Genomic DNA, 26,178 nt, shown 5'->3' on the forward strand with positions numbered 1-26,178 from the left:
CCCAAATAATCAAGCCCGCTGTGTTTAAGCGGGCTTTTTATTTTTCTTCGCATGAAGTGGTTATTGTTGCGTTAACACCATACGTGCATTCAGCGGTTGGATTGGGCGATTGTTTTTCCCCATTACTTCCGAAAAAGATTTTATCTGCTCAGGAGAAATAGTTTGTGCTTCTTTCATCACCAACCAACGTACACCTTCAGAGCATGGCGGTGTCGTTAGTGAGCCGTTAAAGCGGTAGTAGTCTTTATCACTTGGGATAAGGGCATCAGCATCAAATGGAACCTTGATGGTAACATCTTGATCTTTAGTTGGAATGTTAGCTAGCATCTTAGCTAGATCTGGGTTCGCGTCACCCAGTTTAAAGAACACCGCGACAACAGCTAGATGACCTACTTTGTCGGCATGCACAAAGTGTGCTTCTAGAGGGTATTCTTTACCGTCCACATGGTTTTCAGATGGCGTATGGAAGTGGAACTGTTTCAACGTAAACTCTTTACCATCAATGGTGAGTGTGTTTTTACCTTCTAAACCAGTCTGTAAAGTGTGACCGTTGTTCAGCAGTGAAATTGCCTTACCTTCGTAGTCGAAATTCAATTTTTCTAGCTTCGCTTCGGTCGCCGATTCAATGTTGATTGGGCTCTGGTTTTGACCTTTTGCGCACTCAGATGCAAACTCACCCCAATGAGCAGGTCCATGGTTTCCCTCGTAGCCCCAGCTTGCTGCATAAGCTGTTCCTGTAAATACCAGTGCCAAACCTAATGTTGTTAGTGACTTCTTCATCATTTTCCTTATTTCTGAAAGTTAAATTCCGTGAGAATAAAGCCATACTAATCTCACAAAATTAAGCAGTGACAGAGTGAAAACTATGATTACAAAAGATTTTTGGAATAGAAGCCTCTAATGATGTAATTGACATGATGCTCAAAATTGAACGTCAACGATTATTGAGTCGGTGTAAGTACCTGCAGGAGGGGTCGTTTGGCTGGTTAGTATCTGCGCGCGATAATTATAATTCTGTGGAGTGATACCATCAGGAATAGAGCCGCCAGTATCGACGTCACTGTGTTCACGACGTTCAGAACTGGTTCCTCCCCAGCGATCCATCGATGATGACTTATAGATTTCATACTCCAAATAGTGACCACTAGAAATCATTCGCCGCTGACCGCCGGACGCATTTAGGCCGTCATTCAAGCCAATGGAGAAGGAACTATTCTTGGTACAAGTTAACGATATAACCTGACTGACTGGCTCAAAACCGGCCACTAATGGGGACGAACCAAAATCAATATCTGGCGCCGTGATCATACAATCAGGGGTCACTTCCAACTCAACCGTAATCACGCTTTGAGCGCTGCCATTGGCGCGGCCAATGCATACTCCTAGAACCCCGATACCCTTACAGTAATCCCAAATCCAGGATACGGTGATTTGGTCTTTATAAGTCCCAGCGGAAAGATTACTACCCACTCCCGTCCGAGCATAGAGCGGAAACTCGGCTTGAGTGCCAAACAACCCGAGTAAATCGAGTAACCCGATTTCAAAAAAATTGTAAGTTTGGCCGAATACATACTCTTGTGAAAGACCTGGATCGCCAAAAATCTGATAGCTGAGCTCCGAACTCGGATCATCCTCATTTAATAGCAAACCATTATTTATACTGTTAAACGTTGCTGATACGTAGTCGCCACTTAACAAAGACACAAGTGTAGAAAAGTCACACGTAATCCCCGCATGAGGCTGAACTGAGCTTTGCTGCTGAGAGCTTGAAACAGTAAACGAAGAAACATTGCCAAACAAGATTAAAGGTGCTGCCGCCGTGAGCTGACAAGCCATTGTCGAGCACGAGAAAAAGAGAAGTAGGCTAGCAAACCAGCTGCGCAAAATCATAGTGCGGTCTCTTCTTCGGCTTTGATACAAACCTGCTCAGGCAATGTTTGTATTTTTTGACTGTCACGCTGATACAACCCCTCAATAAACACTTTACATGGCGACTGTCCTTGAGGATAAAACTGAATATAGCGGCCTGGGTCAACGCCTTCAAAGTACGTAAAACCATCCCAACCAATTTGGCTTGTTAAGCCCGTTTCTGAGCGGCCATATGTACCAATCGGAAGGAACAAATGATTTTCGTCTGCCACCGTCATGCTCAGTGCAATTTGTAGCTCTATTGGGAACTCTAACAGGTAGCCGTAGCCCGAATGTATCGAAGCAAACTGCTCTGTTGCAGAAAACGCAGCATTGGCAGGTAAATTAAGTGGATCGATTTCATATTTGGCGGTGTAATACGCCGTAGCCCAAGGAACAAGTAAGTAACCTTCATCGTCTGTCACTCCGACAATTTGATTTTCATATTTAACCGGAATACCTTCAAAACCACTGGTGCTCACCACAGCGAAGCTGTCATACACTTCATTCGCCGGGAATATTTCTCCATCCAACGTAGAGACCGAACCTGCCATTTCCGCAAAATAATCATAGTCGCCACTGGTGCCATTTAACCCCGCTCTGAACTGCGCCCATGACGCACGGTAGGTCAAATCAGCCTGTTTACGGTTTTCTGGGTGTTCGTTAATATCATGCGCTAAATTGACGCCCCACCCACCTCGTATTGGCGCAAGGCGGCTATAACCCACTCGCCCTCGCACATCGCCATCGTCCTCTCTTTTCAGCGTTAGCCCCGAACTTCCCCCCAAAGAACTGAAAGGTAGAGAGAATTGCGCCAGCGTAACACTCTGACCACCAATACTATGGTTGTAAGAAAGGGACATATTGATATTAAAAGGCAGAGCGTAGCTATAAGTAAGATTTAGGGTACGTGAATCTGAGTCGGATTGTTGAATATCAAAGTACCCACCAGAAAGTGAGCCCTAATCTCCCAAACGGACTCCCATATTGATTTGTGATAGATGACGCGACGCGAGTGAAGCGTCCTTGCCTTCATCGAGCATTTCATAATTTGGTAAATGAGATAAGGTATAAAAGTCGGCTTGTTCTACTTGAGTTCGAGCAGCGAAGCTAAACAGCCGAGACTGATAACTATAACCTAGCGCATATGAGGTAGATTGATCCTGAAAATTACTCACACGAAACGAGGCATCCACCGTACCCAAGTTGAAAGCATTGGTGACAAAGCCCAGCCCCGCAACGATCAGGTCATCTTTTGCTTCAGCTTGAGCTTCTAATGTTAACCAATCAGTCATGCCATGACGCAGAGCGGTAACCACGCCACCGTCTCCATAGTCGTTAGATGCATTACCGAAATTTTCTCTGATCGCACCAATACTCGCACTGTAAGATGTAAATCCGGTCTTGAGTAGATCGGAAGAGAGAAAAAATGGGCTGGTCATGACCGTTTGCTTACCCTGAGCATCCGTTGCAATTACCGTTGCTTCCCCAGCACCAGAGAGCATTGGAATATCGTTAATAATGAAAGGACCGGGCCCAACATTCATTGAGTCAGTTTTAAAGCCATTGATAAACAAATCTAACGTAGTGGGCGCTGTGACTTCACCGTAAAATGCAGGTAACGGCGTCGTCACGACATCCGGACGCATAGAGAAATCATGTGATAACTGAATACCCGCCAGTCTTACTGGTTGGCTCCAAGATAAAGGGCGAACAATATAGTCCCCTACCTCCATACGAATTCGCTTCTCTTGATTGACGTACTCGTAACTCGTATCAAAACGAGTGTACTGGCTGCTTTGCTGGGACTGAACATCGCGATGAAAGTTAGATTTAAATATCCCGGTAGTAGAAAAAACGCCAAACTCAGAAAAGGCTCTGACTTCATGATTTATAGAAACCTCCTTTTGTCGGCTTTCGTTCTCGTACACACCAAATACGTTGTAGTTAAGCAGGCCACCACGCCCAAACTGAGCCGGGGAAAATCGCCCCATATCCTGCGCTGATAAGCTCTGCATCGGTAACCAATTAGGCGGTACGTCAATTGTAAGTTGCAATGACGATTGCAAGTAACGCACGTTAACTCCTGGGATAGACGTAACCTCAAGTCTCTCTTCAGTTCCAGGCAACGACTTGGCGGTAACCCCAACTGAAATGAGGTCCTCCCGGAGCAAAAAGAACTGATCGCCAACTCGCTCAACTTTCGCAACAAGCCCTGTTGCTCTTTGATTGATCACCAACTCCAGATTGAGGCTAATATTCTCAAACTTTTCTAATGAGAAATTTTCAGGACTCGGTAGCTCAGAGAAGTGGTTTGCTGAATTTGCACAAAGACCAATACTGCTCCACGTTACGCTAAGTAATACCAACCAAAAGAAAGCATTCATTGTATTAAATCTATTCATTATTGCTTCAATGGTATTTGGTAACGTTTACCTCCAATATTCGCGCTCAAACTCAAGGGGCTGACATTACTATGGGGAATAGACCAAACCTTATACTGTTCAGGAAGAATATAGCCAGCTAGTCCATCGGAAATAACGACAGGGTCTTTATTTGGTAGATTCAACTGTAAATTCACTAAGCGAACATGGTGTTTTCCTGAATTTTTAATGTGAACAAAACGCTGATTATTTTTCTTAATAAACTGTGCCTGTAAATCACCCCATAATTCACTGTCACGGTTTGGTTTTTGAGTATCAGTCAGCCCTTTCCCGTAAATAAACAAAGGTATCGAGTAACGCATTCGGACTTTGACAGCGAGTTCATTTTCCGTCAATTCTGTTTGAGGGTTTTGAGTTGGCGGTAATTCATCTATGATCACTCGGTATGCATACTCCTTACCCGCAGAGGCCTCATCTTGGTTGATGATGCGGATTAACTGCTTTTCACCTGGTTCAATTTTGACAAACGGAGGGGTTGCAATTAACTGGCTTTGACTTGAATAACTATCTTCTCCTTCGTTTTGTTCCCACTTAAAAATTCTCACCTGTAAATAAGAATCAACACTGCCTTTATTTACCATCCAAAGTGATGTTGCATTACTCTCCTCTGATATTTTGGGGTAAATCGGCCAAATTAATAATGAGTTAGCATTGGCATTTGAGAAAAAAACAAAAAGGAAGGTTATTAATAATAGTTTTTTGAGTATGAATTCCATTTCACCCCTCCAAAGTTCACTTACCACTCTAATGTCAGCGTAAGCGTATCCATATAAATTCCAGCCATTTCATTCCCATTTATTGTCGCCTTTGCCCAGATAGGAAACTGAATATTATCTGGGTCTTGGTCGGTATCGACGGAATATTGCGTGTCAATATCAAGCACCTGCGTATAATTTAGATCCTGAAACAAAAAGTAATCTACCGTTGTCGCTTCTTCACTGTGCTTTAGCTTACGTACACCGTCCGATGCATTCATCCCGCCATTTACGGAAACATTCATCGTAATACCCGGAGTACAACTTAATGTGAGTGATGAACTGTAAGTGATGCTGCCTTGTACTTCCGTCGCGTAAACTGAAGAATGCTCACCAAAATCTAACGTGCCTATTTGCCCAGCTTGGGTTGCGCTTTCTTCTTGTACTGCGCCGTTAATCAAACAACCTGTATCTACGGTGGCAGACACCTGAAAAGTTTGTGTCGCATCAGCCAGCACAGTTAAAGAGCACAAACTCATCGCGACAAGTGAAAAGCCCCTAACAACCAGCGTCACGTTTTACCAGCTTAGCGTCACACTGATGGTATCGGAGTATGTGCCGGCAATGCTGCTCGTACCGTAAGCTTTCGCAAAAAGCTCAATAGTTTGCGATGTTGCACTAGTAAATTCAGACAGAGCTACCGTCCCGCCTTGTATAATTTGTGTGCTTCGGTCTGAGTCGGTAAACAACGTATAATCAATAAATTGCGCGCCATTTGACATCGCGTAGGTACCAACGGTCGCACTTGCATCATACAATCCGGTGCCCAATGTAAACGTCGGTGTCACACCGTTACTACAAAGCACTTCAATACCCGTCGCACTACCACCATTTACCACACCATCTTGTTCACTGAAGATTGCAGGCACGTCTCCAAAGGCGAGTGAGCCAAAGCCAACGCCAGAAGCTGCATCTACCGCATTGTTTCCATTAATCACACAACCTTGTACAAGGTTAATTGAAACATCAATCGTACCGCTCACTGACGCTCCACTCGCTTGCCAACTAAATGAGGTTAAGAGCAGAGGCATCATCAGATAAAATCTTTTCATATAAAGCTCCATTTTTACATTCCACTGTATATCGGTAACCTTTTTATTAGTTATAGCTCAATTATGACAAACCAAATGCATATAAAATGTAAAACAATAAAAAGAAGCAGGATAAGGATAAAGACGAACAGCAAATAAAAATATTAAACTTAAAAGTGACGATTTTTAAGCATGTAATGCTAAAAAATAACCACTAAAAACAAATGGTTATTATCTTGTTCCAAATACAGAATCGACAATGAGTTAGAAGGTAGGGTGAAGTTGAGTGGAAAAAATCTAAAAAAAGTAGCAGAACGACACGAGAAGTTTAGAAAAGATTGGCGACCATTTCTTCCCGAAACAAGAATCTTCATGAAACAAAAATGCGCCCCAAAAAGGAGCGCATTTCTTACTTGAATAAGTTATTCCCAATCAAGAATAACTTTGCCTGACATACCGCTGCGCATTACATCGAAGCCTTCTTGGAAGTCATCAATCTTGTAGTGGTGCGTGATGATTGGCGATAGATCCAGACCAGATTGGATCAGTGAAGCCATCTTGTACCAAGTTTCGAACATTTCGCGACCGTAGATACCTTTGATCACCAAGCCTTTGAAGATAACTTGGTTCCAGTCGATACCCATGTCTGACGGTGGAATACCTAGTAGTGCAATGCGACCACCGTGGTTCATTGTGGTTAGCATTGAGTTGAATGCTGCTGGGTTACCAGACATTTCTAGACCAACGTCGAAGCCTTCTGTCATGCCTAGCTCAGCCATTACGTCTTCTAGCTTCTCTTCAGCCACGTTTACTGCGCGTGTTACACCCATCTTACGAGCAAGTTCTAGACGGTATTCGTTCACGTCTGTGATCACTACGTGGCGAGCACCAACGTGTTTAGCAACCGCTGCTGCCATGATACCGATTGGGCCAGCACCTGTGATAAGCACGTCTTCGCCTACTAGGTCGAAAGAAAGTGCTGTGTGTACTGCGTTACCAAACGGGTCAAAGATAGACGCTAGATCGTCAGAGATGCCTTCAGGGATCTTGAACGCGTTGAACGCTGGGATCACTAGGTATTCAGCGAATGCACCTTCACGGTTAACGCCCACACCAATCGTGTTGCGACATAGGTGAGTACGGCCGCCACGACAGTTACGACAGTGACCACACGTGATGTGACCTTCGCCAGATACGCGGTCACCGATTTCAAAGCCACGAACTTCCTGACCAATCGCAACCACTTCACCCACGTATTCGTGACCAACAACCATAGGCACTGGAATTGTCTTTTGTGACCATTCGTCCCAGTTGTAGATGTGTACGTCTGTACCACAGATAGCGGTTTTCTTAATTTTGATCAGAATGTCGTTATGGCCAACTTCTGGTTTATCAACCTCAGTCATCCAGATGCCTTCTTCAGGCTTTAGCTTTGATAATGCTTTAATTTTCATAATGTAACCTTAATTAAAGGCCCTATTGTCTAAGGCCTAGAATCTTAAATAAGACCCATGTCCTTACCAACTTGGATGAACGCGTCGATTGCACGGTCTAGCTGCTCGCGAGAGTGCGCCGCAGACATTTGAGTACGGATACGTGCTTGACCTTTTGGTACTACAGGGAATGAGAAGCCGATTACGTAGATGCCTTTCTCCAGCGCACGCTCTGCGAATTCTGCTGCTACTTTTGCGTCACCAAGCATGATCGGAATGATTGCGTGGTCAGCACCACCCATTGTGAAACCAGCGTCTTCCATACGAGTACGGAAGTGTGCTGCGTTTTCCCATAGACGATCACGTAGGTCACCGCTCTCTTCTAGTAGATCTAGAACGCGGATAGAAGCGCTTACGATTGCTGGTGCAACAGAGTTAGAGAATAGGTATGGACGAGAACGCTGACGTAGCCAGTCAATCACTTCCGCTTTACCAGATGTGTAACCGCCTGAAGCGCCGCCCATTGCTTTGCCTAGCGTACCAGTGATGATGTCGATACGGTCAACTACGTTGTGGTGCTCGTGCGTACCTGCACCTGTTTTGCCCATGAAGCCAACAGCGTGAGAGTCATCAACCATAGTCAACGCGCCGTACTTCTCTGCTAGGTCACAGATAGCCGGAAGGTTTGCTACTACGCCGTCCATTGAGAACACACCGTCCGTTACGATAAGAATGTGGCGAGCACCTGCTTCTTTCGCAGCGATCAGTTGTTGCTCTAGCTCTTCCATGTTGTTGTTTGAGTAGCGGAAACGCATTGCTTTACATAGACGAACACCGTCGATGATTGACGCGTGGTTTAAAGCGTCAGAGATGATTGCGTCTTCTTTGCCTAGAATAGTTTCAAATAGGCCCGCGTTTGCGTCGAAACATGATGTGTAAAGAATCGTATCTTCTTTACCTAGGAACTTAGAAAGCTTCTGTTCAAGCTCTTTGTGGATGTCTTGCGTACCACAGATAAAACGTACTGAAGCCATACCAAAGCCGTGCTCGTCCATGCCTGCTTTACCCGCTTCGATAAGTGCCGGGTGGTTAGCAAGACCAAGGTAGTTGTTCGCACAGAAGTTTAGTACTTCTTCACCAGTAGAGATTTTAACAGCCGCTTGCTGTTGGGACATGATGACACGCTCTGATTTGTAAAGGCCTTCCGCCTTTACTTCTTCGATTTGCTGCTGAATCTGTTGGTAGAATGCAGAAGACATTTGAAATTCCTTCCTAGTTATTTTGGCGAGTATTTACTCGTTTAGAATTAGGCTTAGCCTTTATGTGACGGGCGTCACGGGCTATCACTCATCAATTAATTGTAGTGTAATTCAAGGAAGGAGGAAGGATTATACCTTAAGGTGGAAAAGCATTAATGAATCCTAGGCACAAGTTCGATTAATGCTTTTCTATAAGGTTGTTATAAAAGGAATTATAGCCAGGTAGGCTTAGCCAAAAGTGTTTCAAAGTCCTTAGCAGGTAATGGTCGGCTATAGTGGAAACCTTGTCCGAACTCACAGTTTAGGTTTTTCAGGTAATCCACATGACGCTGTTCTTCGATGCCTTCTGCGACGATCTTAAGATCCAGCGCTTTCGCCATTGCTATGATTACGTTCACAAGCTCGCGGTCTGAGTCGTTCTCGAACATATTTTGCATAAAGCTACGATCAATCTTTAAGCGGTCGAACGGAAACTTCTGCAAGTAACTCAGCGCAGAATAACCAGTACCAAAATCATCAATAGTAAGTTTGGTGCCTAACGCTCGTAAGTTATTAAGCATGTCTAATAGCTCAGAATCGTGATTAAAGAGGAGACTTTCTGTCACTTCAATATCGAACTTATCTGACGGAAGACCAGACTCCTCAAGGCTGTGTTTAATAAACGTAAGTAAGCGCTCGCAGTACCTAAATTGAACACTAGAAAAGTTTACAGAAACAAACAACGGAGTCAGACTTTGCCATTGTGCCGCTTGTCGACACGCTTGTTGAATAGCAAACTCACCAATTTGATGAATTAAACCATTTTTCTCTGCAATAGAGATAAACTCTTCAGGGTTTACGAATCCGTACTTGTCATCATTCCAACGCATTAGCGCTTCTGCCCCTACGATTTTACCACTACTCAGCTCAATAATTGGCTGATAATACAGCTCTAACAACTGATTGGAGATCGCACTTCTCAGACGATTTTCCAGATCCAAATAGCGTTGCAAATCTTGGTTCATATTATGGTTATAAAAACAAAAGCCATCACGCCCATCTTGTTTCGCCCGATACATTGCCATATCTGCACATGCAAGAAGCTGCTCAGCGTTGTCTCCGTCATCCGGAAACACAGACATTCCGACGCTACTACTCAAGAAGAATTCATGGTTGTTCCAAACAAACGGATCGTTAAACGCCGAAAGTACACTTGAAGCAACTCGCTTTGCAGTATCATTATCAGGCAAATCAGGGATGACGAGTAAAAACTCATCCCCACCAATTCTCGCCAATAAGTCTGTTTTTCTCGCGACTTGATACAGTCGCTGAGCACTGAGTTTAAGGATTTCATCCCCAACAAAGTGTCCCATTGAATCGTTAATCTGCTTGAAGTGGTCTAAGTCGATGAACATCACCAAAACTTTAGACCCACTACGCGATGCCCTAATTAACTCCAAAGCCAATCGCTCGGAACCATAACTACGATTAGGCAAATTAGTTAATGTGTCATATTTAGCTTGGAAGGCGAGTTCTTTTTCAGACGCTTTTCGACGTTCAATTTCGTTCGTTAATTTTTTATTCTGTTGAGAAAGAATATCTTTACGCTTTTTTTCTTCCTCAAGCTTAATTTTCAATTCAATCCTATTATTGTTCGTGATGAATGCATAACATAAAGCAATGACGATCATAACGGCCAGAATACTCAAACCAATAATAAAGAGCCGTGATGTAAATATATCTCGTTCACTCAAAGGCTCGAACCACGCCATCAATTTAAAGTGATGTTTATCCACAGGCACTTCAAAGTAAATTTTTCCGTCTACAGCCTCAGAAACGAAATAGTTCTCATCCTTATTGTGAGAAGGTGTTTTATTTATGGTATCCCATACAACCATTTCCACGTCTTTTATTTTTAGCACCATTCGGCTATAACTATCTTCGTGTTCTTGGTTAGTAAGTTGGTCAATAACAATATTCTTATTAAGATCGGCAATTAAAAAAGCAACAGGCTTTCCGGAGAACTTAACTTGCTTAATGACTTGAATGCGAACGTCATCATTGTATCGCGTCGCACAAACCTCTTCGGGATGCCCGTGTTGAGTCATTAAGGTTTGTATGTCCATTTTGTGCTCGGCAAGGTTTTCAGATCCAGTGGTGACAATGGTGACTCCATCACTGCCTACCAGCGTGAGCTTCTTATAGATTTGGCTGCTATTAATTAGCTTACTGTCTATCTTCTCATCGAAGCGACGCTTTAAATTAATTAGACTGGCTCCTAATCCATACTCCATTGACATGCCAGAAGCTAAATTACCAAAGAATGTTTGTATTGTTTTATCTGTAGCTAGATTATCAACATCTTCACTCGCTATGGTAAATAAATTATCGAGTGTGCTTGCATAACTTTTTACTTTTAAATCTAGTTCTCTGTATTGAGATTCTTTTAACTTATTTTGACCTACGCTAGTCACAGTAATAAGCATAGCTAAGTAAATTGAAACTAATATTGCGCTTATTGTAATAAATCTTTTACTGGAAAATTTTTTAACGGCCTTATTCATCGGAGTTTCTTTTTATCTTCTATAAAGTAATCGTTATAAAAGTAGTAAATAGATGGATAGTATTTTTTTACTAGTTTTTCGTATGAACCGTCTTGTTTTATCGAGTCTAAATAACGATCAAATGCTTTGCGTAATTCAGGGGAATTTTTACGGAATGCAACAGCCATTTTTTGATTCTCAGATATAGGGCCAATGACTTTTATTTCACCCGGCCATTTTTCGAGGGCAATTAGCGTATCCGCAACATCTAATAATGTGCTTTCCGCATCATTTTTCATTATCGCTGGAACCATCTCATTAAGGAGACGCGCCCCATCAGGTAATATAACTTTTGCACCTGTGTCATATAAGTCATAAAGGTTAGGATCCAAGCAAGAATGTTCTAAAGCTAACACTTCGCGACCATCGATCAGCTGCTTGACGTTTTTAACATCTTCATCGACCGACCCACTTGGTTTAATCGGGCTCAGACTAGAGTCGGATCTGGAAACCAACCATACACCTGAAGGAAAATAATCTTGTGAAAAATCGACAACCTCAGAACGCCAATCAAGAATAGTAACGCCATTTGCGATCAAATCGCCTTCAATTGGAACACTTTCTCCGACAACAGCCTGCTTGTTGTGATATTGCACATTTTGCCCTGTCAACTTACCAACCACGTCGCTCCACTGTGCTGGAACATACTGGTACTGAACACCTAACGACTTGGCAAAACCTTTTATTATCTCTACATCCAAGCCAGTCAAAGTTTCCACTTCACCTTGTTCAATATAGGAGACAAAGTTAGCGTACGGGACACCAATGTGACGCAGTACACCGCGTTCACGGATTTGTTGTAAATCGTCTGACCAAGCGGCAGACGACGCAACAGAGGTAACCATGAGCGCCACCGTCGCTAAAGTTCTTTTGAATGTTATGACTGACATAATAATATCCTTACCTTTCACAAAGCGCCCAATAATGGGCGCTTGAGTGATAAACAACGATGTTAGAACGACGAGTAATACAAATTCGTCATCGCCACTACGAGCCCTTCCACATCTTGTTCGTCATGGAACAAATGCGTAGAGATACGCAGCGCGTAAGTATCAAAGTCATCATCCTTATGCAGCTTAAAGCTAGTCGTACGGATGATGTAACCATACTCTTCACGTAAACGATCTCGGAATTCCGTCAGTATCTCTTCATTAGTTACATCGGAGAACGGGTTAACCGTCGTTAAGCCACTGGTTAAGCCTTCCACGTTTGGTGAATACATTTTGGCTTGTGGTAAGTACTCTTGAAGCAAGGTTTTACATAAACTACCAAGGCTTACAACTCGCTCTTCGATACGGTCTCGACCAATCTCATCCCACATTTTGCAACTATCAACTAGTGCTTGTTTCGCAGGATAGTTATCGTTACCAATGTATTGCATTTGCAGCTGTTTACCCAGGTAATCAGCATGAGAAAGTGAGGAGTTGATCAACCATAACGGGTTCTCTCGGTCACTCCAATACTCATTCAAACGGTTACCGTTATCACGAACATACAGAATACCTGTCGCGCCCGGACCACACTGCCACTTATGACCAGATCCTGCATAGAAATCACAATCCATATCGTGGAAATCAAGGTCAAACATACCGACCGTATGCGCGCCATCAACAAGAGTAGGTACACCATACTCTTTTGCTAAAGCACAAATGGCTTTTGCTGGTAGCGCGGTTCCTGTTTTGTATGTGATATGAGAGAAAACAATTAGGCGAACGTTTTGATTCGCATCAAGCGCGTCTCGGAACGCTTGAATGTAATCTTGCTCAGAAACGTTTTCGGTACCAGTAAATACTGGTAGTTGAATTTCTACCACATCCACACCAAAACGATGTTTCGCTACGTTCATAGGTGATGTTGCAGCAATATGTTCATGGTGTGTCGTTAGAATCACATCACCTGGTTCAAAGTGTAAGCCATTAATGATCGAGCATAAGCCATCAGTAGTGTTGCGGCTGAGAATGATCTCTTCTGGGTTAGCACCAAAACCTGGTGCGACGTCTTTAACCATCTCTGAAACATAAGGCCAAGAGCCAAATTTGCCTTTCATGTCCCAAGGATATTTAGCCACCAGCTTGTTGTTATACTCGTAATCTTCAAGAACATGTTTTGGCATTGAACCTGTTGTACCAATGTTCATGTAAGTGGTTCGTTTTTCCAAAACGAACTGTCTTCGCACTTTACGCCAGAAGCGCTTATCGTGTTTTCTACCTAGCCCGCGGCTGCTCCAATCAATTTTCTGTTCTCGTGCTTGAGCTACGCCTGAGAAAGCGGAAGCACTCACACCAGCAACAACAGCTCCTGTTGCGCCTTTCAGAAAATTACGGCGGCTGCTATTAGTCTGAATAGATTCCTTGTCTTTCATCTTTTTCAATCCTTGTCGGAAATTAGCCATATTATTAATTTTAAGTGCGTAACTATCTGTTACTAAAACATTATTACCCATTACAATCAGAGTTTAATTTTTTCCTCTGCCATTAAGTGACTTTAGTTCCAATTTTTTATCTTATTTGATGATACAAGCAACAGTTTGACCACAAATCTATAAACAACAATGTTCACATTAATATATTCGTTAATTTGATTATTCTTTATTGCGGACAATTCCACCAAATTCTTTATAAAACAATTATGAGCTTTGTTATAAAGTCATTAAAAATTTAACTTTGCGTTAATTTAAAAATATTCAGGCTATTTTAAGATTGGCGTCTATTCTTTTTATATCTTAACGATCTCAACATGTTAAGACTAAATAAAAGAAAGCTGATTTCGGATCGAGATATCAGTTTAAGACCATAAAGTGATACACATCACTCTATGACATAAACTCACCGCTCAACAGACATAAGTAAAACAGGTTTTCACTAATATGTGCTTGAGCGTACACCCTAAAAGAAGGAGGTCCCATGTTAAAAGGATTGCTATGCATTTCAGTTGCATCCGCTCTTGTCGCCGCCCCTAACGCGCTAGCAAAAACGGTAGAAATGACTGCTCTCAACACCAATGAGAGCGCTGGTACCATTGAGATTTCACAAAGTGATTATGGCGTTGTTTTTACGCCTCAATTATCAGGTTTGTCAGCAGGTGTGCACGGTTTCCATGTTCACACTAATCCATCTTGCGATAGCATAGAAAAGGATGACAAAACCGTATTAGGCGGCGCAGCAGGTGGCCATTATGATCCTAACAACACAGGGAAGCATGGCTATCCTTGGACCGATGACAATCATTTAGGCGACTTGCCTCCACTCTATGTGGACATGGACGGCAATGCCAATCAGCCAGTTGTCGCGCCTCGCCTAAAATTATCGGATTTAAAAGGTCGAGCGTTAATGATCCATGCAGGTGGTGACAATCACTCCGATCACCCAAGTAAGCTAGGTGGTGGCGGCGCTCGCGTCGTATGTGGTGTTATTGAATAAACATTAACTTATGTCTCACACTTCTCTTTAGATTGCGAGAAGTGTGAACTTCTGTTGATATTGAGAGGATGTTGCATTGGTCTCAAGGTAGCTGTGGTGAAGCATTAAGATCGATTGGACAATCTTCGTCCCGATCCCCAAAGAACCGCCCTCCGCTTCTTCCTCGATGTGATTGACGAAGGTAAAGTGGATGCGCGACTTATCCTCACTCAAATGCGCTTGGCAATGCACTTCCGAGCCGATTGGGCTGTGGCGCAATGCATTTTCAAGCAGGTTCAACACCAACCGCTCTAAGAGTCCTTTATCACCCACGGTTTGGATTTCGTTATCGATATCCACTTTCAACACCACTTCTTTACGAGAAAACTGGCTCTGCATCGTTTCGGCACATTCTGCCATCAACGCGCCAAGATCTACGGGGCGGTACTCGTAGTTTGGCATTGGAGCTTCTTTGCGCGCGGCGTCTAACAAAGAATGCAATTGAGTTGAGAGCTTCTCACAATTTCGGAAAGCGACGTCAATCAAAGGATCAGATTCCGGATGTTGCAAACGCCACGTTTCCAAATAGCCCAGCACGCTCGATAACGGCGTTTTTAAATCATGACTAAGCTGCAACAAGCTTTGACGACGATGAGACGATTGATACTCCAACTGTAAAAACTGTTGCTGAATGTGTTTCGCCATCATCTGATAAGAGTGCGCAATCGGCACGAGCTCCGGCACTTGGTGAGTAAAATCAGGTTGCAGGCGGAAATCATGTTCGGCTTGCTGCTGAAGTTGCTTGGTCACACGCTCAATCGGGTTCAATAGGCTACGTTTCACCAGCACATAAGCCCCAAGAGCAAAGCCTAAGATGGAGACTAAGACCAATCCTGCCAGCGCGATATAAGGAGTATCGACTTGAGCATTGGCAATGGCGTCATGTCGGGTACTGCCAATCACCACGTAGAGATAACCGACCGTAGAGCCTAATTCCTCTATCGCTGCGACAGAAAAGACTTTGTGTTCACCACGATTACGTGGGTCTTCACCCAAAATAGGAAAAGGCTGGTCATTTAAGAATTGCTTAATGGGATTGAGATCCACCTTACCCATGATCTCCGCCCCTTCCGGTGCTGCATGAGTGGTGATATTGCCTTGGCTATCGAGGAAGTAGATTTCAAAGTCAGGACCGATCAGCATGAGCGTGTGAAAAATCGACTTGAGCGCTTTAGGGTTGTAATCCGTCCCGATCATCAGCGGATTATCATCACGCATGTGGCTGGCTAGCTCTTTATGTAGGCTTTGCTTAGTGCGTAACTCGATGGTTTCTTTTTGCCAATTGTAAGTCAGTGCAATCACCACCGCCGCGAGGCAGAACCACAAGCTAGTAAATACCACTAAGCGAGATTTGAAGCTCATCCTATCGCCTCCTTAAACAGCGGTGTTTTTGAAACACCCGTGATGATTGAAAAATGACGGTGAAAACAACTACCGACTTACTGTCTGGCTTGATGTTTTGACTTACTTTCTTGCATTAGTGTCTTGGCTGAAACTTATATCCAACACCCCACACGGTTTGAATGAAGTGATGATCAGAGTCAGACAACGACAACTTGCTGCGTAAACGATTTATGGTGCTACACACCGTATGGTGATAACCAGAATGACTGGTGTTCCAAACGTGATCGAGCAATTCATCTTTACTGTAGACTCTGCCCGGGCGAGTCGCGAGAAACTGCAGCAAAGTAAACTCTGTCGCGGTAAGAGTGACATCCTTGTCGTTTAGGGATACTTGGTGCAACTCCGGAATAATTCTCAGCGGACCAAAATCCATCGCATCTTCGAGGACTTCATCTACTAATTTGGCTTCTGCGGTTTGGCTGACTCTGCGTAACACGTTTCGCACTCGTGCTTGGAATTCTAATACGCTAAATGGCTTAGTGATGTAGTCATCAACGCCCGCTTCTAAACCGTCAACCTTGTCCATTTCACCGTCTCTGGCTGTCAGCATGAGCACTGGACTCCAATCTTGTTGCTGACGCAAATAATGACAGATGTCTAGACCATCACCATCTGGTAAACCTCGGTCAAGGATCAATAAATCAAAGGGTTGTTGCTGGTATTGCGTTTTAGCATCGGCGACATTTGTGGCCCGCGACACTTGGTGTCCTTGAAACTTGAGATGCATCTGAACCAGTTCTGCCAAATCATCGTCATCTTCCACCAACAAGATGTTCGCGACTAAATTGATTGCCTGTTGTTCCATGGTCCTTTCCTTGCCTTCGAGTATCCTCACTTTGCACATGACCGGAACAAATTAGAAATTCTTTCAAAAAAGGTTCCGATGACGCCACGAGGGATAAAGCGCTCGGCTACAAGCGCTTTGGAAAGGAGACGTCATCGGAGCCTGTGTTACTCGACTCGAGTGATGGTGACTTTCGCACCTGGGTTCAAGAAACGATGGTTCGCAGAAAGTGCTGAGTTTGCTAATCCGTCATCTTGGCTAACAACACCCGCATGGAATGCAACAACGTCATTGCTGTCATTACGAGCGGCATTGAAACCCTCACCACCACCTGCTGGGCCCGGAATGGTTGTAGCAAGTTCATCGTTCAGCTCTGTGCCGGAATCCCAAACGTTCATGCTCATTTCGTAGCTTTCACCCACTGCGAGCGATTTGAGCGATAGCCCCGTTTCACCAACAAATGCATCGTTGGTATTCACGAACATAGACGCCACAGACAAGTAACCGTAACGACTAGGGTCAACCGTGATGGTGACTTCGTCCGATGCGCCAGGCAACACCAATCCATTGCCCGAAATACCTTGGTAAACACTGTCATTGCTGTTCATCAACTCAATCAGCTCAGCGTTACTCCCGCCTTCGGCAAGGTGCTCAAGTTCAACAGATGCCGCTTGTCCAATTTCAAACAATTGGTAGTCACCATTGTGAGTGAGTACAGCAAGCGGAGACATAGGTTGATTCGCAGTCAAGTTCGCCACGTTGACGGTGTAACGGTACGATTTCACTACGTCGTTATCATCATCGCTTGGACAACCGGCGAGCAAGCCGACTGAAGCTGCTACTAGTAAGATTCTGTATTTCATACATCCCCCTTACTTCACAACGATTGTGATGGTTGCAACTGGGTTTAACCAACGATGGCTGCTGCTGTCTAGGTCACTGATGCCGCCGGTTGGATCGCTATCACCAAGGTTACCCGGATGCACGTGAACTTTGTCGTTAGTTACCGTTGCTTCAACGCCTGTGCCGCCAGTACCAAAGGTAATGAAAGGTGGGTTTGGCATGCTAGACGCAAGTTCATCGTTCGCTTCTGTACCGGCATCGTAACTTCTTAGCGTTGCTCGGTATGTACCCGCTTCCGTTGGAATCTTCCAGCTATCTAGGCCGACAAAACCGTCATTGGTTGGCAACAACATCGCGCTCAGAGAAAGATAACCGTGGTCGCCACTGTCTAAGGTGAAGGTGGTTGCAACACCCGGATTCAAAATGCCACCAGCAGGGTTCTCAACCACCGCACCACCAGCGTTACCAATCACACTAGCAAGACCAGAGATATCACCGCCTTCTGCCATTGCTTCTAGTTCCGGAGTCGCTGCTTGACCCGTTCTGAACATTTGAAGGTCAGAGCCATGTGCAGCAACAATAAGTGGCGTAAAGTAGATGCCTTTGGTTGCGTTTGTCACGGTGATTTCCAATTCCGCCGCATTCACTGATGCAGAGCCTAGTGCCATAGCGACTGAAGTCATGACGAGTCCGAGTTGGGTACGTTTTTTCATTGTGATTCCATCCTTTAATGAGGGTTGAACTACCCAAGCCCATGTGTACGGCTTTACTTCTTTGTTCGTGACTTGAGTAGGTTAAGCATTACGTTTCGAACGTTTTGCGTTCTTGCCTCTAAGAATGACGAGCAAATCTATCAGCAACTTCATCGAATTCTCATAAAATTCTCACAAGTTCTGTTCGAATTCTGTCAGCGGCACTTTTTTACTCTTAATCAGGTATTTACACTTCGCGCTTTCCCCTCCTACAATGCGGTATTCTCTGTTTAAATCACGATTTTCACCATGATTCATAACGTTCTGTCTGCCTACTATGGCGAAATCTACGGCATCGCTTTTTTCAACCACTACTTGAGCCATTACGCCCAAAGTGAACAACAAACGCTGTGGCAAACCTTGATTGAAGTGGAAGAACTCACCGCAGAAAAGCTCAAACCTGTACTGCTGACAAATGGCATGGATATCGAAAGTCGATACCAAGAGATGCTAGATAAAGGCTTGGCAGATGCAACCAAGTGGATTGGTTTACCATGGCAAGAGTTGGTGGCGACTCTTCTGAAATGGGTAGAACCTTATGAGGTCAAGTATCGAGAGTGGCATGAAGCAGTGAAAGCTTCACAGCAGTATTCAATCGCTGAGCGAGAAGCTATCGAGTTGATTGCAGACCACGAAACGGCCATTTATCACTGTTGGCAACAATACCATACTGGTGAATCTGGCTTGCCTGCACTCAATGCATTTTTGGCAAAACATCGTTAAAGCGAGACGGTGACACTTGAACCTCGTCAAACCGTACCAGACAATATCGTTATTCCGCTGCGCAGAACTGAACAATTATGGTTAATCCAAAACTCATTGCCCTACTTCCTGATCTTGCTTCGTTTATCTTGGTGGTAAACGAAGGCAGTTTTACCGCTGCTGCTAAACAACTCGGCGTAACGCCATCGGCTTTAAGTAAGTTGATCACACGATTAGAGCAAGCCCTCTCGGTGAAACTGTTTGAGCGCACAACTCGTAAGTTGATCATCACTCAAGCAGGGCAAAAGGTTTACGACCAAAGCATAGCAATGGTAAATGCCGCGCAGCAAGCCGTTGAGCTATCTGCGGAAGATCATGCCGAGCCAACAGGCGCACTCACAGTGGCAGCCCCTGAAGCATTTCTTAATTCGGTGCTTCAACCGTTTGTGTTGCCATTCCTAGAACGTTATCCAAATATTCAGCTTAAGCTGCGTGCAGCAGATGGTGAGATCGATCTTTTCCGCCAAGGTATTGATGTCGCCTTTAAGCTCACCGACAAACCCGATGAGAATCTGGTACTCAAAGAGATCAGCAAGACCAATCTCGTTTTATGTGCCTCTCCAGACTACCTAGCCAAACATGGTATGCCTGAGCACCCAACCGAGCTTGAGCAGCACGATTGTATTTACCTTGCCGAGAACGACAAAGACAACATCTGGTCGTTCTTTAAAGAAGAAGCCTTTCATTCCATTGCCGTGAGTGGACGGTACGCCGTCAACCATTCTCAAATGCGCTTGAACGGGGTTAAGTCTGGCTTGGGAATTGGGATCTTCCATGACTTCGTGATCAAAGACGCGTTAGAGCAAGGTGAAGTGGTGGAGGTACTACCGGATTGGATGATCAAGAGTAACTACCATGGCGCTATCGCGATGCAGTATGCGCAAACCAAATACATGCCCGCTCGTCTGCGCGTGTTTATCGACTTCGTTAAGGAGCATTTAGTCTCCGACGATACTAACCATGCTTGAGGATACGAGCCATGTTTGAAGAGGCTAACCATGTTTAATGCCATTCATCACGTCGCGATCATTTGCAGCGATTACCCAAGGTCAAAACGCTTTTACACTGAAGTGTTGGGATTAAAAGTCATTGCTGAAAACTATCGTGAAACCAGAGACTCCTACAAGCTTGACCTCGCTTTACCTGACGGCAGCCAAGTGGAACTGTTTAGCTTTCCGGGGGCACCCAATAGACCGAGCTTTCCTGAAGCACAAGGGCTACGACATCTCGCGTTTTTGGTTGATGATGTTGAGCAAGTAAAAGCCTACCTAGAATCGAATGACGTTGAAGTTGAACCAATTCGTATTGACGAATTCACAGGCAAAGCCTTTACCTTCTTCCAAGACCCAGATGGCTTGCCGCTTGAGATTTACCAGAAATAAAAAGAGCCAGCACTTCGCTGGCTCTTTTACTATTCCATTCTTTGTCTTTACTAATTCAACGCCGTTTTCAGCTTCTCGACGCGGTTAAACAACAGCCAATCCAGTGCGAGAACCGTAACAATTGCCAAACCACCCATCGGGAACGCCAAGCACAATATCACCAACGTTACTAAGCCAAGCTTCCAAATACCGTCTTGCTGAAACTTAGGTGGCGCGCCCAATGCAGCACTGCGACTTGGTCTACGAATCCACCACATCACCACACCTGTAATTGAGATTAAGATGAACGCCAAACAGAACACCACGTTGAGCACTTTGTTAAGCACACTGACATCACCTTGATGCAATGACACACCTGCCGCCATGAACTTGGCAAATAGGCTGTAATCTTGCCACGTTACATCCACCAACAAGCGACCGGAATATTGGTCAAAGTGGCTGGTGCGATCTTGTCTTGGGTCGGAAATGTCGCCGCCCATAGAGTTAGCTGCAACGGTGTAAACGCCCGTCTCAGAGCGCGGCAAAAACAACTTATAACCAGTGAAGCCCAACATTTCAGCCTTGAGGATGATATCATCAATGGAGAGCGCATCATGGCTGCCTGCGTATGCCATCTCTTCCTTCATGTTGGCATGATCATGAGCGGGCTTATCTTTCGATTCAGGCACAGCAGCAAGCTCTAAGTTCCATGGCATCTCTTCTGAAGCACCATGGTTAAGATCTTTGTGTGTCAGTGTGGATTCCGGTTTCTCACCCCATGTGTAATAGGTTGGGAAGGTATTCCAAGCTTGTACCATTTTCGCACCCCAGATCCCTGCCCACGACAATCCTGAAATCAAAAAGAACAACAGCACAATCGACAGCACACCACCTAAATTCGCATGCAGGTCACGAATCAAAATTCGAGGGCCATTGTTAAAGCGGATTTTCAAAAAGCCGGCGCGGCTGGCGTTGTCTCTAGGTAACCAAAGGTACAAACCAGACACCAACAGCAAAATCCCCAAACTTGCGGCGATTTCAATTAAGCGGTCACCTAGGTCGCCGATGAGCAAGGTGCCGTGAATGCTGTTCATCAGTTCATAGATGCTATCACCACGGTTAATGGTGCCTTGTACGTCTCCTGTGTAAGGATTTACTGCAACAATCAGAGAGCTGCCTTCTTGGTTTTGAATCGAGAATCGGTTGGCAATATCGGCCGTTTTGGCAGGTACAAATTGGGTGACATTAAAATCGGGATACGCCTGCTTTACGGTTTCTAATTGTGCAGAGACAGGAACCATTTGCTCTTGTGGTGAAACCTGTAATGTCGCTTCGTATCGAGCCAGTTCGATTTCATCATCAAACAACATCACCAACCCCGTTAGGGAAAGCATCAGCATAAATGGAATGACGAACAAACCTGCGTAAAAGTGCCATCGCCACGTCATAAAGTAGATGGATTTTGCGCGTGAGGCTTCCTTGAGTTGAGGCTTTGCCGAGTTTCTCAACATGTGTATTTTCCTTTTTTCATTGTTGAACACCCAAATTCAGCCAAACGCATCCTGCACATACACATTCGTATGCGGCGTTATTTGACTTAGATTTGGGAGTACCACTGCTCGAAGTGGCAGTGTTGCTGACTATATACCCAAGTGACTTCAAGATGCTGGATTCAGAGCGTTGTCATTGATTCGAGTGCAAAGAAAACAACGCTGTGTAATAGACCACTCTTTCCAAGTTGTTTGAAGCAGCAATCGGAGCAATGACACGCTCCCGAAGGGCGAGTTGCCTTGGCTTGTATACTTTGTTGTCGATATCTTGATCTAGACCCACTAGACCTTTAAATCGCCGCCGCGTCTACAAACCAAGTCATTCTCGCTGAACCAAGCATCTCGAGGTTACTTGGGTATCGTGTAATTGTTTTCGTTATGAGAAAAGGGAAACCGGCGGCGCTCTAGGAACTGGTGTTTCAAATCGCACACTTAGAGCCAAATAAGCGTAGCTGTCAGAAGTCACCAAGCTCTGTCTTGAAAGTATCGGTGTCGTTGGAAGTGTATCGTGATGAAAAGTCGAGAAGTGGCTAAACGGACAAGGCTTACCTTTGTGGCTAACCGAATTGTCGCCCTCTTCTATTTGAACCAATTCAAAACCGTTAAGCGTACATAGCGTCGCCCACACGCCCATGCTGTTACCATGAGCATTGATAACAGGCATCAGCGTCACTAGCACCCAACTGAGAGCACTAGCAAATAACATTGAGCGGTAAAAAGGAATTAATCTACGCATAACGGTGACTTAACAAATTTCACACAGCGTAACCAATTCTGAGTGGTAGCTCAAAAACAGGATCAATAAGTGCTTGCTACCTCACAGGTTTTCTTGAATGCATCGATTGACAGGCGCAAAAAAGCCCGCCGAAATGGCAGGCTGATAATGTGTTCATTCATTACTTAGAAATAACGCGTAACCCACTGCCACGAGCAAATGCTCCGCTCAGTAGATAATTAGCCGAACAACTTGCTCCAAATGCTTGGATTGCGCTTGTCGTGGTACTCTTCACGAAGACTATCGATTTCACGCAGTTGAGCTTTTGCTTCTTGTAGCTTGCCCGCATCAAGATCCGCTTCAATCTTATCTAGCGTTACCGTCAGTTTGTTAAAGCCTTCTAAGTAAGTATCAAACTTCTCTGGTGGGTAATTACCACGCTTAGATTGTTCAACAATCGCTTGCAAGCTATCAATCGCAGATTTCATGGTTTCGACATCAGATGCTTCTGCCGCCTGTTTGAATTCCATCTTCATCTGTTTCATGTTTTGTTTTAAATCAACCGCTTCTGCCATTGCGTATGTTGAGCCAAACGCAATCGCACACCCTAGGACTAAAGGACGTAACATTTTTCACTTCTCCATTTATAGTGCCGAATTCTGTGTCGGCTTTATTCACCCAAATAACCTACGCCATAAAAGGCGAAAAACTAGCTTATTTGAGTATTTCCGGGTCGCAGTGTAAAGCAATCTGGCGTCAGGTGCATACCTTAAATGTAATCAAGTTTATGCGTTGAGAATGCTGTCATATTCTGCAATTGGTTTACGGCCTCTCAAAGCTAAGAAAGACAAAAACTGCTGAGCGGTGCGAGTAATCACTTTCTTGCTATCAATACCCACTTTGTCCATTAACTCTCCAACCAACTCCAGATTACCAACATCGTGACAGAAGTGCGCGTCACTGCCCGTGGTGAAGAAAACACCGAGATCTTTCCCGATTTGTGCAATCTCGTGGCAACGGTCTACGCTGCCTACTCGGCTGTTACCTTTCAGCGTGGTGTTATTAATTTCAATCGCGACATTGTGCTCTTTCGCGCACGCTAAAACGGTCTGAAAATCAAAGTCGAAATTTGGATTACCAAGATGACCGAGCGCATCAATACGACCACTCTGAATGACATTAACAAGTGCTTCCGTGTGAGTTTGCTTGTTTGCTGGACGAAAAACGGGTTCATGAAAACTCGCGATCACCCAATCTAAGTTGCGGTCCACACTCAGTGGAATATCAATGTCGCCTTCGGTATTCATAATGTTAGATTCAACGCCGCGAATAATCGCAACGCCTTCAAGAAAACGAGGCAGAATTTTCTGGTTAGAGAAGAACCAGTAATGAGGCGCACCCGGCATTAATTCTGCGTGATCGGTCGTGCAGAACATATCCAGCCCGTTCTCTTTTGCCAACTTTGCATTTTCAATCAAGGTACTGTACGCGTGACCACTGGCGTACGTATGTGTATGGGTATCAACTTTAAATTCCATCATCCACTCTCTTAGGTGCGCTATCTTGCGTGCTATTGTATACCTTCAGGCAACGCATCGTCAGCTCAAGATAAGCAAGAACCCTAAACTTGCTCTTCACTAATGGCTTTTATCAAGGGTAAAGCTTTTTCCCATCCGTGATTAAACATGGAAACAAAGTCATTGTGAGTATGAATGGTAACATTGAGTAGTAAACGATCGTTGTTGGTATCGATCTGGTAGATCTCTCGCGATCCGATCCACCTAGATGCTAGGTCAGCATCGAGTTGTTGACGATTATCCGGATTAAAAATGGCAACATGATGAAATTCAAGTTTTTGAAGCGGTAGCACCGTATCTATGATCGCCCTTGTCCCGCCCATATCTGGATCAAAAAAAGTGATGCCACCTCCTTCTTCCCAAGCTCCTTCAAATTGAGACTGCGGTGAAAAGGCTTGTGCCCAACGTTTATACAACTCAACATCGGTTAGCACTTCCCACACTCGTTGCGGTGTCGCCGAAATTTCGACGTAATAATTTAGCGTAAGCATGATTTCTCTCCCTGAACCTTTCTTGACGCTAGCCCATACTCAAGAAAAATCAAACCACACGACCAATTTATCTACCTGCCCCCTTCATTTTCCGACAGACTAAGAAGTTCTCGCTTGTAAACCACCACTGCGATGCGCCGTAAAACGAACCCAACATGTGTTCAGTATGATTGCGAGCACTATTAAACTCATCCCAACAATTTGACTTTGACTCATTCGGTCTTCAAAAAACAGGCTCTGCCAAACCGCAGTGAACAATAAGTTAGTAAAAATGAGTGGCGCAAGTTGAGAGCCACTGCTTGCCAGTTTATATGCTTTGGAGCGAAAAACTTGGGTGTTAATGATCATCAGAGACATCATACCGATCCACAGCGTATTTGAAGAAATCTCAGGCGCCATAACACTCATATTAAGTAACACGTCGAAGTCGTTAAACAAAGTTAGCGGCAACAGAAATACGGCAGCAAAACCAAACGCCCAAAAGTTGATTTCTAGCGGCGACATATTTGTTTTACTCACTTTATATAACGTAAGCTGAGAACCAGAATTGAAGAGTCCACCAGCCAAGCCGAGCAATAAATCCGCTCGCCATGTAATCTCACTTCCACCGCCCGCCAACATAACCACACCAGTGAACGCCATTGCTAAAGCCGCCAATGTTGAAACACGAATGCGCCCCCTCATGAACAGCTTTTCAACCAAGGGAATAAATAATGGGCCAGTAGCAAACAAAACGACCCCCTCAACGAGCGTTAACGTTTGTAATGACGCGATAAAGCAAAGTTGTGACAAACCGATACAAAGAGCACGCAATAAAATAGGCTTTAGCGTGCCCGCTTTAGGAAAGGTAAGGTTTTTCACACGAAGTAAGATAAGCAAGATAAGCGCAGGCACTAAAAAACGTAAGAAGCTAAATAGTGTGACGGAAAGTTCGCCTGACAACTGCTTTGCTAACAGTCCAGTAACAGATAAGCTTAACGTAGACATCAACATGAAAAGGATAGATTTATTTACAGCATTCATTCAATACTCCTTAATATATGGAGCATTTTAAAAGACATCACTTATC

At 44.4% G+C, this 26,178-nt stretch carries 24 protein-coding genes and 1 pseudogene; 4 read left to right on the forward strand and 21 right to left on the reverse strand.

The window, feature by feature from the left end; all coding sequences use genetic code 11:
• Positions 1-60 precede the first annotated feature (60 nt).
• From R7Q39_RS00985 to R7Q39_RS01035, 11 genes and pseudogenes are all read right to left on the reverse strand, one after another.
• Positions 61-780, reverse strand: coding sequence for a carbonic anhydrase (locus tag R7Q39_RS00985; protein ID WP_005375106.1), 720 nt, complete (start codon positions 778-780; stop codon positions 61-63).
• 141 nt (positions 781-921) lie between these two features.
• On the reverse strand, positions 922-1,890 hold the full coding sequence (locus R7Q39_RS00990; RefSeq protein WP_318075665.1) for a spore coat protein U domain-containing protein: 969 nt from the start codon (positions 1,888-1,890) through the stop codon (positions 922-924).
• Positions 1,887-4,295, reverse strand: a pseudogene (locus R7Q39_RS00995) (fimbria/pilus outer membrane usher protein). The gene R7Q39_RS00990 and the pseudogene R7Q39_RS00995 overlap by 4 nt, the downstream one beginning before the upstream one ends.
• A 17-nt stretch (positions 4,296-4,312) precedes the next feature.
• A complete protein-coding gene (locus tag R7Q39_RS01000; protein ID WP_318075666.1) occupies positions 4,313-5,068 on the reverse strand; it encodes a molecular chaperone in 756 nt (251 codons plus the stop codon).
• A 20-nt stretch (positions 5,069-5,088) separates the two neighbouring features.
• A complete protein-coding gene (locus R7Q39_RS01005) occupies positions 5,089-5,586 on the reverse strand; it encodes a spore coat U domain-containing protein (protein WP_017820521.1) in 498 nt (165 codons plus the stop codon).
• 39 nt (positions 5,587-5,625) lie between these two features.
• Positions 5,626-6,171 (reverse strand): spore coat U domain-containing protein, encoded by a 546-nt coding sequence (locus R7Q39_RS01010; RefSeq protein ID WP_005375099.1) that lies wholly within the window; start codon positions 6,169-6,171, stop codon positions 5,626-5,628.
• A 389-nt stretch (positions 6,172-6,560) separates the two neighbouring features.
• Positions 6,561-7,592, reverse strand: a complete 1,032-nt coding sequence (gene tdh, locus R7Q39_RS01015; RefSeq protein ID WP_005383983.1) for an L-threonine 3-dehydrogenase — start codon at positions 7,590-7,592, stop codon at positions 6,561-6,563.
• 44 nt (positions 7,593-7,636) lie between these two features.
• The gene (locus R7Q39_RS01020; protein WP_171345512.1) at positions 7,637-8,830 is read right to left on the reverse strand and encodes a glycine C-acetyltransferase; all 1,194 of its coding nucleotides are present in this window, start codon (positions 8,828-8,830) and stop codon (positions 7,637-7,639) included.
• Between the two features lie 212 nt (positions 8,831-9,042).
• The gene (locus tag R7Q39_RS01025) at positions 9,043-11,373 is read right to left on the reverse strand and encodes a putative bifunctional diguanylate cyclase/phosphodiesterase (protein WP_085569381.1); all 2,331 of its coding nucleotides are present in this window, start codon (positions 11,371-11,373) and stop codon (positions 9,043-9,045) included.
• Positions 11,370-12,302, reverse strand: a complete 933-nt coding sequence (locus R7Q39_RS01030; RefSeq protein ID WP_017820522.1) for a transporter substrate-binding domain-containing protein — start codon at positions 12,300-12,302, stop codon at positions 11,370-11,372. Before R7Q39_RS01030 ends, R7Q39_RS01025 begins: the two co-directional genes overlap by 4 nt.
• A 62-nt stretch (positions 12,303-12,364) precedes the next feature.
• Entirely contained in the window at positions 12,365-13,774 is a 1,410-nt protein-coding gene (locus R7Q39_RS01035; RefSeq protein WP_318075667.1) for an aminotransferase class V-fold PLP-dependent enzyme, read from the reverse strand.
• Between the two features lie 541 nt (positions 13,775-14,315).
• Here R7Q39_RS01035 and R7Q39_RS01040 point away from each other — a divergent pair.
• Positions 14,316-14,831, forward strand: a complete 516-nt coding sequence (locus R7Q39_RS01040) for a superoxide dismutase family protein (RefSeq protein ID WP_005375091.1) — start codon at positions 14,316-14,318, stop codon at positions 14,829-14,831.
• A 27-nt stretch (positions 14,832-14,858) separates the two neighbouring features.
• On the opposite strand, the gene R7Q39_RS01045 is transcribed toward R7Q39_RS01040, so the two are convergent.
• The 4 genes from R7Q39_RS01045 to R7Q39_RS01060 form a co-directional block, all read right to left on the reverse strand.
• Complete coding sequence (locus R7Q39_RS01045) at positions 14,859-16,232, reverse strand: sensor histidine kinase (protein WP_085569382.1); 1,374 nt, start codon at positions 16,230-16,232, stop codon at positions 14,859-14,861.
• Positions 16,233-16,347: 115 nt separating this feature from the next.
• Complete coding sequence (locus tag R7Q39_RS01050) at positions 16,348-17,079, reverse strand: response regulator transcription factor (RefSeq protein ID WP_171370763.1); 732 nt, start codon at positions 17,077-17,079, stop codon at positions 16,348-16,350.
• Between the two features lie 146 nt (positions 17,080-17,225).
• Complete coding sequence (locus R7Q39_RS01055; RefSeq protein WP_318075668.1) at positions 17,226-17,921, reverse strand: spondin domain-containing protein; 696 nt, start codon at positions 17,919-17,921, stop codon at positions 17,226-17,228.
• A 9-nt stretch (positions 17,922-17,930) separates the two neighbouring features.
• Positions 17,931-18,614 (reverse strand): spondin domain-containing protein, encoded by a 684-nt coding sequence (locus R7Q39_RS01060; protein ID WP_005384002.1) that lies wholly within the window; start codon positions 18,612-18,614, stop codon positions 17,931-17,933.
• A gap of 288 nt (positions 18,615-18,902) precedes the next feature.
• Here R7Q39_RS01060 and R7Q39_RS01065 point away from each other — a divergent pair, with 288 nt between their 5' ends.
• The 3 genes from R7Q39_RS01065 (at position 18,903) to R7Q39_RS01075 (ending at position 20,797) form a co-directional block, all read left to right on the forward strand.
• Positions 18,903-19,376, forward strand: coding sequence for a hypothetical protein (locus R7Q39_RS01065; protein ID WP_318075669.1), 474 nt, complete (start codon positions 18,903-18,905; stop codon positions 19,374-19,376).
• 77 nt (positions 19,377-19,453) lie between these two features.
• Positions 19,454-20,383 carry a LysR family transcriptional regulator gene (locus tag R7Q39_RS01070; protein WP_005384005.1) on the forward strand — a complete coding sequence of 310 codons (930 nt, stop codon included), beginning with the start codon at positions 19,454-19,456 and terminating at the stop codon, positions 20,381-20,383.
• Between the two features lie 30 nt (positions 20,384-20,413).
• A complete protein-coding gene (locus R7Q39_RS01075) occupies positions 20,414-20,797 on the forward strand; it encodes a VOC family protein (RefSeq protein ID WP_237305712.1) in 384 nt (127 codons plus the stop codon).
• Positions 20,798-20,847: 50 nt separating this feature from the next.
• On the opposite strand, the gene R7Q39_RS01080 is transcribed toward R7Q39_RS01075, so the two are convergent.
• The 6 genes from R7Q39_RS01080 to R7Q39_RS01105 all read right to left on the reverse strand — a co-directional run bounded on the left by R7Q39_RS01080 (position 20,848) and on the right by R7Q39_RS01105 (position 26,132).
• Entirely contained in the window at positions 20,848-22,287 is a 1,440-nt protein-coding gene (locus R7Q39_RS01080) for a PepSY-associated TM helix domain-containing protein (protein WP_169629142.1), read from the reverse strand.
• A gap of 415 nt (positions 22,288-22,702) precedes the next feature.
• Positions 22,703-23,062 (reverse strand): hypothetical protein, encoded by a 360-nt coding sequence (locus tag R7Q39_RS01085; protein WP_080276971.1) that lies wholly within the window; start codon positions 23,060-23,062, stop codon positions 22,703-22,705.
• A gap of 218 nt (positions 23,063-23,280) precedes the next feature.
• Entirely contained in the window at positions 23,281-23,670 is a 390-nt protein-coding gene (locus R7Q39_RS01090; RefSeq protein ID WP_021035869.1) for a cytochrome b562, read from the reverse strand.
• A gap of 156 nt (positions 23,671-23,826) precedes the next feature.
• Positions 23,827-24,579, reverse strand: a complete 753-nt coding sequence (locus tag R7Q39_RS01095; protein WP_042521750.1) for a phosphatase — start codon at positions 24,577-24,579, stop codon at positions 23,827-23,829.
• An 83-nt stretch (positions 24,580-24,662) separates the two neighbouring features.
• A complete protein-coding gene (locus tag R7Q39_RS01100) occupies positions 24,663-25,109 on the reverse strand; it encodes an SRPBCC family protein (protein WP_025768591.1) in 447 nt (148 codons plus the stop codon).
• A gap of 99 nt (positions 25,110-25,208) precedes the next feature.
• Complete coding sequence (locus R7Q39_RS01105) at positions 25,209-26,132, reverse strand: DMT family transporter (RefSeq protein ID WP_025768592.1); 924 nt, start codon at positions 26,130-26,132, stop codon at positions 25,209-25,211.
• Positions 26,133-26,178 lie beyond the last annotated feature (46 nt).

Origin of the sequence: Vibrio sp. 947 (genome assembly GCF_033339115.1) — a bacterium.
Taxonomy (GTDB): domain Bacteria; phylum Pseudomonadota; class Gammaproteobacteria; order Enterobacterales; family Vibrionaceae; genus Vibrio; species Vibrio alginolyticus.